This is a genomic window from Lapidilactobacillus gannanensis (genome assembly GCF_003946675.1).
In the GTDB taxonomy this organism is placed as follows: domain Bacteria; phylum Bacillota; class Bacilli; order Lactobacillales; family Lactobacillaceae; genus Lapidilactobacillus; species Lapidilactobacillus gannanensis.
In genome coordinates, this window is sequence record NZ_RHOT01000050.1 from 1 (window position 1) to 14,288 (window position 14,288).

The window sequence follows — 14,288 nt, forward strand, 5'->3', positions numbered from 1 at the left end:
GTGTGGTAACTATAAGAATAGGTCTTCATGGCCTTTTTGGTCTAGTCATTTAGGTGTTGCACTTCAATTTTAAATCCGGCAATAAAAATATTTTGAAAATTCGGACAATTAGTGTTTAACGTTAATTAGTGGCTAAGGTATAAATTTAAGACGTTTATTTGTGAAATCAAACACCAAAACGACGAACAATTCATAAATTGTTCGTCGTTTTGGTGTTAATAAGAGTAAGTTTTAATTAATCGTTGATTTAATGCTTGAGATAATTACCGCACGATTTCATGAATCAATTCAGGTAGTTCAGGTGCTTCAGCGCTAATAGTGAAGCTATTCAAAACTTGATCCTGAACTTCTTGTGGTGCTGGGGCATTCAAGTAGAGTGTTGCCAGTGGTTCGCCAACGGCAATCTTGTCGCCGATCTTCTTGTGTAACATAATACCAACAGCTGGGTCGACTAAGTCTTCTTTCTTAGCGCGACCGCCACCAATTTTCATTGAAGCCAAACCTAATTCGTTGGTTTGCATGGCACTAACGTAACCAGCTTCTTTAGCGGTAATATCTAATGTTGATAAAGCTTGTGGTAATTTTGTTGGATCATCAACGACACTAGGATCGCCGCCTTGGTCAATGATCAGTTGTTTGAAGGCTTGTAAAGCACTACCATCAGCAATTTTAGCTTCAAGAATTTCACGAGCAGTTGCCGTGTCTTTAGCAATTCCTGCTAAGATTAACATCTCGGCACCTAAAACTAAGGTTAATTCAGTCACATCTTCAGGACCTTCGCCCTTTAAGACATCGATTGATTCTTTGATTTCTAAGGCATTACCAATTGCATACCCTAAAGGCTGATTCATATCAGTTAAGAAGGCAACACAAGGGACATCATTTTGTTTGCCAATTGCGACTAAAGTTTCTGCTAGTTTCTTGGCTTGGGCTTCGTTCTTCATGAAAGCCCCATTACCAGTCTTAACATCCAGAACTAAAGCATTTGTCCCAGAAGCTATTTTCTTACTCATGATTGAGCTGGCAATCAATGGAATAGATTCTACGGTACTAGTAACATCGCGGAGTGCATAAATCTTGCGATCTGCAGGTGCAACATCTTTGCTAGCACTAACGATTGCAGTACCGTGTTCTTGCACTTCATCAATAAAGTGTTCAGTGGTCTGGTCAACATTGAAATTAGGAATTGATTCGAGTTTGTCCAAAGTACCACCAGTATGGCCTAAACCACGACCAGAAATCATTGGATTTTTAGCGCCGGCTGCAGCAACTAATGGTGCTAGTGGAATACTGATTTCATCACCGACACCACCAGTCGAATGTTTATCAACCTTAATACCAGGAATCATACTTAAATCTAGTTTTTCACCGGAATCAAGCATTGATTTGGCAAGTGTTGCTATTTCTGGATCAGTCATTCCCTTCAGATAAATCGCCATGAGTAATGCACTCATTTGGTAATCAGGAATTGAACCATCAGTGTAACCATCAATAATAAACTGGATTTCTGGTGTTGTTAGTATTTGCCCATCACGTTTCTTGGCAATTAGATCAACCATGCGCATAGAAAAAAACCTCCTCAATTTGTTGCTAGTCCTAGTGTAACAATATCTAGAGCCAGACTCAATTAGAAATTAATTACCTTTTTTGTTGCAAGATAAAAAAATGTTGCAGGTACTAATAACAAGTGTAACCTGCCTACATTCTAACACGGTCCAATTATAAAATAAAGCGCTACCATTGCCGCTAAAAATGCGTATAATAAAGTTGAAGATAGTTAAGTTGTTGATCAGTATCGAAAAACAGAATGACAGTTTTGAAACAGAACGGGTTCTGACGCCATTCCGGGCTGCTTGTCGTGGAACGCAGCCGGTATCGATTGAAGCCTTTTTTCAAAAGTCTTCAATACAACCCTTATCCTTGGCGCTTTAGCGCTTAGGATAAGGGTTGTATTTGAGATTGTTGCGGAGCAATAAGCTCAAATCAATCCCGGCCGCGTTCCACAACCCGCCGGCCGCAATGGAGTTGTGCACTTTTTTGCCCAAAACAAAATCTTGTCAGAAATCAGTTAGTAAGTAACCAATGCGATGCATAATACAACTTGACATTCTGGACAAATCAGGTATTGTTGAATCAATATTTTTATCGAAGAGGTGGGTTCATGTTAACTGAATCAGAATTACGGGCATTACCTAAGGTTGAATTACACTGTCATTTAGATGGTTCTTTATCCCTTAAAGCGATTCATCAGCTGGCAACCATGGCTGGTGTATCATTACCTGAGGATGATCATGAACTAAGAAAATTAGTCAGCGTTACTGATGGTGCATTGGATTTGATGGATTATTTGCGCCGATTTGATGTGGTGTTACCATTATTGCAAACGGCGCCTGCTTTGGAGCTGGCCGCTTATGATTTGATTGAGCAGGCGGCAGCCGATAATATTCGTTATATTGAAGTCCGCTATGCGCCCGACCTTTGTCTGGAACAAGGGTTGACTGTTGGCGACACGATTGCAGCGGTAACCAAGGGCTTGGCTCGTGGTAAAAAGGATTTTGGGGTTGCGAGTGGCATTTTAGTTTGCGCCATGCGCCAATTCCCATTAGCTCAAGGCCAACAAATGTTCCAAGCAGCATTGCCTTATTTAGGCAAGGGTGTTGTTGGTGGCGATTTCGCCGGCAATGAAGCTGATTACCGCACTGAAGTGATTGCCCCCTCAATTGACTATGCACAAAAACTAGGAATTCCGCTAACGGTTCATGCTGGTGAAAGCCATTGTGCTCATAATGTAATGGCGGCACTAGCAATGAACATTCGTCGTTTTGGTCATGGCGTAGCCTTAGGCGAAACGCCGACATGGCAAGCTGAAGTTGCCGCAGCTGGTGGTGTGTTAGAAATGTGCTTAACCAGCAACTTACAAACTAAAGCAGTTGCTAGTATTGCCGAGTATCCAGTTCCCCAATTGCTGGCAAACCATGTTAAAATAACGATTAATACTGATAATCGGACTGTTTCAAATACTGATTTGACTCAGGAATATGTTTTATGGCAAAAGTATTTTGGCATTACTAAAGAACAATTTGGTGAATTTAATCAAAATGCTATTGCTGCCGCTTTTTGCTCGGAACAAATTCGGCAACAAGTACAACAAGAATTAACGAAAGCTTACGCGTAAAAGATATGGCGTTAATGGACGTCGTATCTGGAAGGGAACGACGTCATGAAAAAGATTGGTTTTATCGGAACTGGAGTTATGGGGACAGGAATGATCAAGAACTTACTGAAAGCCGGTTATCCTGTTACCGTTTATAATCGAACCCAAGCTCATGCAGCGACAGCTATTGCCGCTGGGGCGACTTGGGCAGTTAGTCCAGCGGCGGCAACAATTGATGCGGACGTTGTGATCAGTATGGTGGGGTTCCCACAAGATGTTGAACAGATTTATTTTGGCGACCAAGGTATTCTTAGTGCCGCCCAAGCAAGTCAGATTCTGGTGGATATGACGACTAGTAAACCGGCTTTGGCTGTGAAAATTGCCGCCGCCGCTGCAGAAAAAAAGATTGCCACTTTAGATGCACCTGTTTCCGGCGGGGATATTGGTGCTAAAAATGGCACTTTAACGATTATGGTCGGTGGTGATCAGTCAACGTATCAAACTGTTTTACCAGTTTTTGAAGCAATGGGTCAGCAAGTTCAACTATTTGGTGGTCCGGGCAAAGGTCAGGCCACTAAAATGGCTAATCAAATTATGATCGCCGGTACGATGACAGGGATGACAGAAATGCTAGTTTATGCGAAAGCGGCCGGACTAGATTTAAAGGCAGTTTTGCAAACAGTTAGTGCAGGTTCAGCAGCTAACTGGTCATTAACCAATTATGGCCCGCGAATTTTGGCGGCTGATTATACGCCAGGTTTCTTTGCAAAACATTTTCTGAAAGACTTACGAATTGCACTAGAAGAAGCTGATCAAATGCACTTGAACTTGCCAGCCACTACTGAAGCCAAGAAACTCTATGAGACTTTGGTAGATAATCAAGGACTAGGCAACGACGGCACGCAAGCTTTGATTAAGCTGTGGTGGCATTAGAGCGCCATGACTTGGCAGTTATCGAACAGAAATTAAAATCGTTAGCAAGTTTTGTTAACAACTAGTCCGCACTAGCTGACCCTAAGTAAAAAATTGAAAAACAGTAGTTGAGACTGTGATAAAAGTCGATTCCCCAAAAATAAAACGAATTTTAACAGCTGAAACGTGTTCTCAAAAGGCAACCGGTTCCGCTTAACGCAAAAATGCCGAGCAATTCTAACGAATTGTTCGGCATTTTACGTTAATGCGCATTGACTAATCGCCTTTTGCCTATGCGCATTGACTAATCGCCTTTTGCCTATGCGCTAGGCTATTAGTATTTTGAAATCAGGCCCGATAATTTATCGGTTAGTAAAAATGCCCCGGTTTAATTTCGTTAACGGTTAATTGTTGCTCTTGAACGAAACTAGTGAGGTTTGGCGCCACGATTTGTAGCAGTTTCTGGCGGAAATGAGGCACTTGCCCAGCAATATGTGGCGTAATCAAAACATTAGCCATCTGCCATAAGGGGCTGGTGTTCGCTAATGGTTCAGATTCAAAAACGTCAAGTGCGGCGAAAGCGAGTTGCTTAGCTTGCAGAGCAGCTACTAAATCAGTGGTTTTAACGGAAGCACCGCGACCAACATTAATGAAACTAGCTTGGGGATTCATTTTAGCGAAGAAGTCACGATTGAAATAATATTTAGTAGTTGGTGTTAGCGGCATAATATTGACAATCGTGGTAGCAGCTTTGATTGCTGGACCTACAGTTTCTTGAGTATACATTTTTTGGAAACCTGGCCGTGACTCACCGGCAGTGTTGACACCATAAACAGTGATACCCAGAGCACTAGCCCGCTTAGCCAACGTTTGGCCAATATGACCGGCCCCAAAAATTAACAGTTTCTCATCGTTAAGATCGGTTAGCGGCACTGAACCGGGTAGCCATTGTTGCTGCGCTTGATCTTTTTGATAGGCAAACAAGCCGCGACTGCGACCAAGCATCACGCCTAAAACGTGTTCACTGATGACGTTAACATGAATACCACTGCCATTACTAACCAAAATATGGCGTTGGGCAAATTCGGCTAATGGCAAATAGTCGACACCAGCCGAAATCGATTGCACCCAAGCTAAATTTGGTGCGGCTAAAATTTCAGCAGCACGATCTTTACGCCAGCCAATCACGATTGCAAGTTCTTGACTGGGAATTTCAGGTTGCTCGCTAGCAAGAACTAACTCATAATCAGGCGCGATTTTGCGAAATTGTGCCTGTTGTTCTGGTTTGAAGTCAATGAAAGAATAAATCACAGGTTTAGTCATAAGAAAACTCCTTTACTGAAAGTGATCATAATTCATTATAAACATAATCAAATTAGAAATGATATTTGTTGGCTTGCCAAACATAACAATTTAGCTGATAAAAATAGGCAGCAGTTAAACTTTTTGCTCAACGCTAGAGAATGTTAGTCGTGTGATTCATCATGCAACCAATGAATCCGTTTTAGTAATAGGCTAAAAAACTTGGCTAATTATCAAAAATATTAAAAAGTTAGACATAATATGTCCAACGTGAGTGGTATGCTTAATCTGTTTGAATTTACAAGCTCAGCTAGATTTGTTGAGAAAAAGATAATTTCTTATAAATTAGTTTTTTATACAGACTTTAAAAATAAATTTCCTTGGTAAAAAAGCAGCAATTATCTTCGTTTGAAATGTATTTACAAACTAAAATGATTCGGATAAAGTGAGTTTAATCAACGAGTTGATCCCTTTTTGATGTTATAAATTAACAGGAAAGGAGGGACCAGGTTGAATAGACAAGCTGATAATTTGTTACCGAATTTAAAAAAACTGCAGGATTTAAAATTTGAAATTTATATCCGCAGTCAGCATCAACTAGATTTTCATTATTTTGGGTTATACACATTAGAGCTGCCCCAACAAACAGTTGATTTGGGTGCTTGGTATCATCGTTTCAAGCAGCAATTAACTATTGATGAAATTGCCGCATTGATTGTCGATCGTTATCAATTATAAGTTAATTATTTTCATTAAAGCAGCGGCAACTTCTTCGCGTTTATCATTGGGTAATGTGGCTAGATATTTCATGAGTTCTAAAGTCTGAACACCTGTCAAATTCGGATCAACAAATAAATCTGACATATTTAGTCCTAGTGCAGTTGCAATGTCATTAAGTTTTTTTAATTTAACATTGTCAACTTTACCACGCTCGATTCGCGAAATAAAACTGTATGAGCTGCCTGATCGCTCAGCTAATTCTTCAATTGTTAAACCTAATGCAAGGCGGCGGTCACGAATCATTCGACTGATTGTTTCAAGCACTTGAACAGTCCTTTCTAGCGGGTTTTAATGTAACAATAGATTATTTTTTTTGACGTTAAGAGAGCTGAAAAGGCACATTTATGCGGATAATGTAGCAAAGAAAATATACGGATGTTATAATTACTACAGTTAAGGTGAGACATGTGAAAAGAAATAATTATCATTTTATATAAGTGGTTCAGTAATTATTAACAGCAAGTCCTTACTAGGATAGGATTTGTTGGTAGTCATCATATAATTGCTATCTTTTTGATGGTGATGAGATTGTTTTATTTTAGTTTTTTCAGTGAATTGATAATTATTTCATTAACGCTTGATTGCGCTATTTAAAGATTCGATTAGGTATTAAGGGGTTTATATCTAGGAAGGAGAATCATCATTGCCAGAACAGCATACTGAAATTGCCATTGCTTTTGCGCGGGATCAAGTGATCAAAGAAAGTTTTCGCAAGCAAATGGAGCAAGCAACTAACTTATTATTACAAGATGAATTGACTGCTTTTCTTGGCTATGAGGCGTTCCATCGACCGGGAAGCGTGTCAAATTACCGCAATGGCTTCTATCCGCGTCAGCTTTGGAAACGTTTTGGCTGGTTGAATTTACGGGTTCCTCGCGATCGAGCGGGGCGTTTTGAAGCCCACACGTTTAATCGTGATTATGAACGAAATCATGATTTGGAAGCCTTGGTTTTGGAGTTGCGGCGAGAAGATGTGAAGCAAGTTGAAATCAACCATCGTTTGAAACAACTTTATGGTCCTTATTATGAGACGCCAACGGTAACGACGATTACTAAGGCGGTTAATCAACACCATAATATTTTACAAAATCGTCGGCAAAATTATCGCTATTCCGGCGTTTATCAACAGACATTGCCAGTTCTAGTGGCGGACAAGTCGGCTGCTCGTTATACGGTTAATGTTAAAATAAAATCGTGTGTCGATTCTGATGATGAGGTTTTTTCATACAACCTAATCACTTCTTATCGCTCGCCAGCTTTGAAATTATAAGTGGAATTTTTTATCAATGGTATAAAAAAACATCATATGACAAATTTGTTTAAAAGGATAAGTTCTGCGGTTACTGAACCCATTCATGCTAGCCTTTATTGACGATAATAATGATTGGCCTGGTTAAGTAGGGTCGGTAGATAATGAAGGCTAACGTAAAATAGCACCTGGCTTATCACGCCTTTTATCAAAAATAAAGCAAACTTTAGCTGCTAAAGTCTGTTTTCAAAAGGAAACTGACGCCGTTTAACGCCAATGCCGAGCAATTCTGACGAATTGTTCGGCATTTTACGTTAATACGCACTGGCTGACCGTCTTTTGCCCACTTTTTTGGGGCGTTAAGATAGTGGAAAAATCAGCAACAGAATTGCTAACTTAACTGGCCCTTGCTACTAAAAAAACCAATTTGATGATAAAATAAAAATTAACAGCTAATTATCGGATAATGACCATGTTGATTGCAGGGGAGCATAACGAGGATGTCGATATTTAAACGTAAAAAGCAGCAATCTAAGAATAAAAATACTGAAGCACCATTAAGCGAGTCAGCTGAAACGGCTAATTTTGATGGGAATCATCCTGAGGTGCCATTGATTGATTATACGCAACGCCATCAAGCAACTGAGGCGCAATCAGATTCTGATGATCATTTGGTGATCACGGCGCTACCAGTTACTAAGAATACTGATTCAGCAGCAGAACAACCGCAAGCTCGGCAAAAGTCAGTTGATTGGTCATTGACTGAACAGCAGCTCAATCAATTAGATGAGCAGCGTGATCAATTAGCAGATTCTCTTCGCGATGAGTTACTAACTGCGCGGAGCATTGCTAAGTACGATTTGCGTCAGTTAAATCGACCTAATCAAGGCGCAGATACGCCATTGGTTGATGATCATCAAGTTCATGCGCTGGAGCAGAAAATCGCGACTTTAAATCAAAAATTAACGCACTGGTATGGAACTGACAAAATGGCCAATGAAATTCATTTTGATCCACAACGGCCGTATTTGCTGTTAAATAATGGGTTGGTCCATCAACCAACTGAAACGCAACGTCATTCATTACAAAGATTGGTTCAACTTTTTCAACGTGAACAAATTGTGCCGACGCAAGTGACGATTGATTATGATGATTTACTACAGCCAACTTGGCAACATTATCAGGAGCATCATTTAGCCACGCCAGAAACAACACTGCGAAATCTTTTTCAAGATTTACAAGATTGGCAAATGAAGACAGATAAAAAAGCTAATGAACTATTTTTTGCACCAGGCTTTAAAGTTGTCCAGGCCGGCGAACAAGAAAAGGTTTATGATCCACAGGAAAAATTAAATATGATTATCCGCCATCGTCAGAATGGCAATTTATTTACAGTGCAACATTTCTTGAACGAGGCATTATTAAGCCAAGATTTATTTGATAATGATGGTGTTTTATCAGCAACACAATATTACGCCGCGACTGATGCCAAAAAAGTCGTCCGTGAGAATTTTTATCGGCCTGATGGCACCTTGGCAATGGTCAAGAGTTATTTGCCTGATGAACCTTATATTCAAGTATTAGGACCAACTAATGTTTTAATGGCGGTCTTTGATAGTGATTTAGCATTAATTAATTGGTGGTTTGAACATCAAGTGTTGCAAACCAATAGCGTCATCATCGTTTCAATTGATAGTGTGTTATATCAAACCTTATTGGCGGCTCAGGACCAAGGGTTGGAAGTGATTCCGCTGGTTAGTGAGTTAGATCCTCAATCACCACAACTTCAGGATTTGGCTAATCATCGTCATGGAATAGAAAGTATCCTAGTGGCCGAACCTTCGATTAAACACTACTTAGAGCAGCAAGCACAGATTGATTTGGATATTACAGTGATCTCACCGTTAGCGACTGTTGCCCATACCGTCGAAAAATAAAGTGGCATTTTCATAGATTTCAGTTAGATTTTAATTGAGTTTTCATGACAACTGATCATCCTTTTGTAAGTTAGGTTGTTTGAATCAAGATAATTGCTGAAATTTATCGTGAAATAGTGTAAAATACAAGTGTGAAATACCAATGAAAGAAAGAGGTCTCGATTAATGGCAAAATTAGTATTTATCCGTCATGGCCAAAGCCAATGGAATTTAAGCAACCAATTTACTGGTTGGGTTGATGTTGACTTAAGCGAAAAAGGTGTTGAAGAAGCAAAGAACGCCGGCAAGTTAATCAAAGAAGCAGGTTTGGAATTTGACCAAGCTTATACTTCAGTTTTAACTCGTGCTATCAAAACTTTGCACTATGTTTTGGAAGAATCAGATCAATTATGGATTCCTGAAACTAAGACTTGGCGCTTAAACGAACGTCATTATGGCGCTCTTCAAGGTTTGAACAAGAAAGAAACTGCTGAAAAATACGGTGACGAACAAGTTCATATCTGGCGTCGTTCATACGATACTTTACCACCATTATTGAAAGCAACTGACGAAGGCTCAGCAGCAAACGACCGTCGTTACGCTGACTTAGACCCACGCATCATCCCTGGTGGCGAAAACTTGAAAGTTACTTTGGAACGGGTTATTCCATTCTGGGAAGACGAAATTGCTCCTAAATTATTAGACGGCAAGAACGTCATTATCGCAGCTCATGGTAACTCATTACGTGCTTTGACTAAGTACATCGAAAACATCTCTGATGCTGACATCATGGACGTTGAAATGGCTACTGGCCAACCAGTAGTTTACGACTTGGACGACAAATTAAACGTGGTTTCAAAGACTAAGTTAGGCGACTAATTATTTGAATATTAAAAAGCATCCCGCTTGCGGGGTGCTTTTTTTGTGGGTAAGTGGTGAGTAATGACTAGTAATGGTGAGTAAATAAGGGGCGAATCAATTGAGTGCTACAAAGTCAAGGATAGAGAGAGTGGTGAGTAGGTAATAAAATGTGTTGAGATTTTGTCAAGTTAAAGTGTCGAAAATAATTTAACTAACTACTTGCATATTAGTGGCAATATAATGGCCCATTTGGGCAGCTGTTTCTTGCATATCGGTCTTTAACCAACGAATCGACACGTTGACGACGCCGCCAGCCAATAGGGCGATGTAATAGGGTTGTTTTAAAATTTGTTCATTAGCAATTAAGCGTTTGGTCTTTGCTAGGACAGTAAAGGCTTTTTCAAAAGTTGTAATTAGGGTCATCGTGCGACCACAATCCACAATTAACCGCTGCTCTGACGCCGTGTTAGCAACATACTTGAAGTATTGGATCATTGCTGGTTCTAATCCAATCAGCTGAGTACTTGGCAATTTGTGAATATAGTTAAGAATAGCTCGTTCTTGGTATTTGGTAATAATTATTTCAAAATTACCAAATTCCCGATAAAAATAAGTACGTGATACACCTGCTTGTTGGCAAAGTTTGGAGATACTAATTTCACTCATTTTCTGTTCGTGTAATAAAGCCAATAAAGTGCGATAAATTGACGTTAGTTTTTCGTTTTTTATTTCCTGTGGACTCATTAGTCGACACTTCTTTCTGCAATAACTGAGCTGGTTTTATCAATGATACTAGGAATAAGAAATGTTGGAACTTAAGTTTACAAGATTCCGCTCTTATGTCAATTAAATATTTACCGAAAATTTATGGCTAGTTAAACTGGTTATAAATTGGAGGGTTTTAAATGACAACAAAAATTAAACATCAACGTGGTCTTGTTTTCACGATGGCAATCGGTATATTTCTATGTATGCTGGATACAACGGTTATGAATATTGCTTTGCCCGCAATTCAGAGTGGATTAAAAACAGATTTGAGTCATTTATCGTGGGCATTAAATATTTATACGATTTTATTTGCTAGTTTAACGATTCCCCTAGGTAGAGTAGCCGATATTTGTGGACGTTCAAGAATTTATCTGTTTGGCTTAGCGTTGTTCTTAATGGGCTCAGTGTTTTCAGGATTGGCCGCTAGTATGACATTATTGATTGTTGGGCGTGGGATTCAGAGTATCGGTGCGGCGATTGTTTTTCCGGCAAGTATGACAATTGCTATTCAAAATGTTTCTTTAGATAAGCGAACGGGAACAATCGCAATATTAGGTGTCACACAAGGACTTGCTGCGGCACTAGGGCCAACGATTGGCAGCGTTGTCGTCCAAGTTGTTGGTTAGCGTGGCATCTTTTTAATTAATGTGCCCTTTATTTTAATTGCGCTGTGTTGTTGCTGGCATTTACTTGATTTTCGACAAGCAGAAGGAGCTGCTAAAATAGATTTTTTGGGTAGTTTTTGGTCGATGATTGTTCTATTCAGCTTAACCTTAGTCTTGGTTAAGGGGAGTGATTGGGGCTGGTTGAACTTCAGAATTTTAGCTTTGATAATTCTAAGTTGTGTTGCTTTAATATTGTTTGTTTTGACTGAATGCCGCGTTGAACAACCGATGGTTCCTTTAAACCTATTTAAGAATCGGCAGTTTGTCGGGGCCAGTATTGTGACCATTATTTCGGGAATATTTTTAGTGGCCGTCTTAGTGCTGTTGCCTAGTTACTTCACTAAAGTTCAAAATCAAAGTGAATTATTAGCGGCACTGATGATTACACCAACGTCAGCTATGATTTTTATTTGGTCGCCAATTAGTGGCCTATTATTAGAAAAAGTTGGTCCGCGTGTAGTTATTGCTATTGGATCAGTGGCGCTGATTCTAGGTTACTTTGCATTGAGTTTTTTGAACTTCAATATTTATTCACAATTATTACTGGGGTTGTTATTAATTGGGACAGGCTACGGAATTATTATCGGACCGATTACTGTTTTAGCTGCAGGAGATTTTACTGGAGAATTATTAACGGCATCGCAAAGCGTTATTGGCGTTTTTCGACAAATTGGCACTTCGCTAGCAGTCGCAATTTTTGTCACGGCTTTATCAACCAACCTAGTAAACGCTAAACAGTCAGTTTGGCAACAATCTCAGCAGGAAATCAATCAACTAGTCTTACCTAAAGAGGTTAAACAGCAAACATTGGCTCAAGTCGAACGGCAAATATTCTCAACCCAACAAGTTAGTCAGCGGAAAACACATGGTCAATTTATAAGTCAGGTTCAAGAACACCAATTGGTCCAACAAAGGTATCAACAGGTAGTGAAGCAAGAACATCTCACTAAGCAGCCTAAAAAGGCGAAGTTGACAGTTTATCGACAGATTGAAACAGAAGTAAGTAAAAAGGTGCAGGAGATCAATCTGCAATTAGCTCAAAGTGTTAAGAAAATTAAATTACAAATGAAAACCGCTTTAACTTTTGCATTTAAAAAACCATATCAGGTGGCGTTGCCATTTACATTTTTGTTGCTTGTTTGTGTGAGTTTGTTTGATGCTAAATCAATTAAACAAGAATAACGGATGAGACAAATGAGAATGATGTTATTTTGAAGATTTACTGAGGTGACTAATTTAGATTAAATATTAAAAGGCATTCCGCTTTGCGGGATGCTTTTTTGTGGTTGAGTGGTGAGTAAGAAATAAAGTAGCTGGCGATTTTGTTAAATTAAATCGGTGGAACAGTTGTTCTTGGCATACGTGACAAGAAATATGAAGGAATCAGTCGACTTTTCTCACAGGTACAAATGATATTTAAAGGCTTGGAGCCTCAATAGAGCCAGGGACCAACCAACGAGTTTCTTGCGGGATAGCACTTTTGAGAACCTAGTTATTCAGCTAAAACGTTTGATAAATTATCTCATAGTTTTAAATTATTAGCTGATATCTGTGCCCTTCGTTATGAAGTTGACGTCAAGTTTACTTTAACTTTGTTAGTGGTTACAGCCGGAGATTAATGATACCATTGGGCTAATTAGAATGATAAAAGTGAGGGTGAAATTGATGTTAAATTCAAGTGATGCCCAACCATATCCGATAGAGAATGAATTCATCGAATACAAGGAAGTATTCAATGAAAAATGTAAAAAAGAGATTGCCGCATTTTTAAATGGCAATCAAATCGCATATATATATTTAGGTGTGAGCGATAGTACACGTAAGGTGGTTCGCATCTTTACAGAACAAGAAAAACATGCAATTGAGGAACAAATTGGGCGGTGGATTTCAAGCTCTATTTATTATCCTAGTCCAGTTGGCTTGGTACATGTTCGTTCAAATCAAGAACTTTTTTGTATTGAAGTAACTCCTGGAAAATTTATGCCATATTTTTTGGATGGTAAAGTTTATGTTAAATTTAATGAGATAAAAAATATTTTTCAACGAGAAGGACTTAGTTTTAGAAGTAAGGCGTTAGGCTTTTTTAACTCAGATGAAAAATTTACAAATACTGCCTTTTTAATGAGTGATCAAAGTGATTTCTCAGTAAAGGTAGCAATTTTTGATGGCGTAACAGTGGATCAATTTAAAGATAGACGTGAGTTCGTAGGGTGTTTGCCAAAGCAAGTTGACGAAATTTTGACATATATTGATCTAAACAATCCTTTGTCTGCGCATATTAGTGGTCAGGCGACAAGGAAGGAACAAAGAAGTTATCCCAGTGTTGCTGTGCGCGAAGCAATTATTAATGCAATTGTGCATAGATCTTATTTTAGTCAAGCACCAATTCAAATCGAAATTTTTGATAATCGGTTGACTATTATGTCACCGGGCCCATTACCAGGAGGGATGAAACTGAAAGCAGTTTTGGCAGGACAAACATTACCAAGAAACCCACAAGTAGTGAAAATCATGAATAGATTAAAATATATCGCAAATTGCAAGTGCAAGTTAGCCAGCGCAGGCGAAGACAGCTGGCGGAAAGGTTTCAGTGAGTTTCAATTGAAGAAAGCTAAGCAGTATGAACCTTGCGAGCACGCTTGACTTCTCTTTCAAAAGCTTCGGCTGGTGTTTTGAACTTT

The 14,288-nt window shown here is 39.2% G+C and carries 11 protein-coding genes and 1 pseudogene; 8 read left to right on the plus strand and 4 right to left on the minus strand.

Features of this window, described 5'->3' with window-relative positions; genetic code table 11:
* Positions 1–263 precede the first annotated feature (263 nt).
* Complete coding sequence (locus EKM81_RS10280; RefSeq protein WP_125651385.1) at positions 264–1,565, minus strand: pyrimidine-nucleoside phosphorylase; 1,302 nt, start codon at positions 1,563–1,565, stop codon at positions 264–266.
* Positions 1,566–2,161: 596 nt separating this feature from the next.
* On the opposite strand from EKM81_RS10280, the gene add reads away from it, so the two are divergent.
* Together add and EKM81_RS10290 are read left to right on the plus strand one after the other, a co-directional pair.
* A complete protein-coding gene (add, locus tag EKM81_RS10285) occupies positions 2,162–3,175 on the plus strand; it encodes an adenosine deaminase (protein ID WP_125651387.1) in 1,014 nt (337 codons plus the stop codon).
* Positions 3,176–3,220: 45 nt separating this feature from the next.
* Entirely contained in the window at positions 3,221–4,087 is an 867-nt protein-coding gene (locus EKM81_RS10290; RefSeq protein ID WP_125651389.1) for an NAD(P)-dependent oxidoreductase, read from the plus strand.
* A 348-nt stretch (positions 4,088–4,435) separates the two neighbouring features.
* Here EKM81_RS10290 and EKM81_RS10295 read toward each other — a convergent pair whose 3' ends face one another.
* On the minus strand, positions 4,436–5,389 hold the full coding sequence (locus EKM81_RS10295; protein WP_125651391.1) for an NAD(P)-dependent oxidoreductase: 954 nt from the start codon (positions 5,387–5,389) through the stop codon (positions 4,436–4,438).
* Positions 5,390–5,878: 489 nt separating this feature from the next.
* Between EKM81_RS10295 and EKM81_RS10300 the strand changes: the two genes are divergently transcribed.
* The gene (locus EKM81_RS10300) at positions 5,879–6,106 is read left to right on the plus strand and encodes a hypothetical protein (RefSeq protein ID WP_125651393.1); all 228 of its coding nucleotides are present in this window, start codon (positions 5,879–5,881) and stop codon (positions 6,104–6,106) included.
* On the opposite strand, the gene EKM81_RS10305 is transcribed toward EKM81_RS10300, so the two are convergent.
* Positions 6,101–6,391, minus strand: coding sequence for a helix-turn-helix domain-containing protein (locus EKM81_RS10305; RefSeq protein WP_225420245.1), 291 nt, complete (start codon positions 6,389–6,391; stop codon positions 6,101–6,103). The genes EKM81_RS10300 and EKM81_RS10305 overlap by 6 nt on opposite strands.
* A gap of 400 nt (positions 6,392–6,791) precedes the next feature.
* Between EKM81_RS10305 and EKM81_RS10310 the strand changes: the two genes are divergently transcribed.
* The 3 genes from EKM81_RS10310 to EKM81_RS10320 all read left to right on the plus strand — a co-directional run bounded on the left by EKM81_RS10310 (position 6,792) and on the right by EKM81_RS10320 (position 10,192).
* Positions 6,792–7,418, plus strand: a complete 627-nt coding sequence (locus EKM81_RS10310) for a transposase (protein WP_125651397.1) — start codon at positions 6,792–6,794, stop codon at positions 7,416–7,418.
* 479 nt (positions 7,419–7,897) lie between these two features.
* Entirely contained in the window at positions 7,898–9,334 is a 1,437-nt protein-coding gene (locus tag EKM81_RS10315) for a hypothetical protein (protein WP_125651399.1), read from the plus strand.
* 165 nt (positions 9,335–9,499) lie between these two features.
* Positions 9,500–10,192 (plus strand): 2,3-diphosphoglycerate-dependent phosphoglycerate mutase, encoded by a 693-nt coding sequence (locus EKM81_RS10320; protein ID WP_125651401.1) that lies wholly within the window; start codon positions 9,500–9,502, stop codon positions 10,190–10,192.
* Between the two features lie 189 nt (positions 10,193–10,381).
* Here the strand turns inward: EKM81_RS10320 and EKM81_RS10325 are convergent, their stop codons facing one another.
* The gene (locus EKM81_RS10325) at positions 10,382–10,918 is read right to left on the minus strand and encodes a TetR/AcrR family transcriptional regulator (RefSeq protein ID WP_125651403.1); all 537 of its coding nucleotides are present in this window, start codon (positions 10,916–10,918) and stop codon (positions 10,382–10,384) included.
* 161 nt (positions 10,919–11,079) lie between these two features.
* On the opposite strand from EKM81_RS10325, the pseudogene EKM81_RS10330 reads away from it, so the two are divergent.
* Both EKM81_RS10330 and EKM81_RS10335 read left to right on the plus strand, forming a co-directional pair.
* Positions 11,080–12,789, plus strand: a pseudogene (locus tag EKM81_RS10330) (DHA2 family efflux MFS transporter permease subunit).
* 483 nt (positions 12,790–13,272) lie between these two features.
* Positions 13,273–14,250: an RNA-binding domain-containing protein gene (locus EKM81_RS10335; protein WP_164509298.1), complete on the plus strand. Its 978-nt coding sequence runs from the start codon at positions 13,273–13,275 to the stop codon at positions 14,248–14,250.
* Positions 14,251–14,288 lie beyond the last annotated feature (38 nt).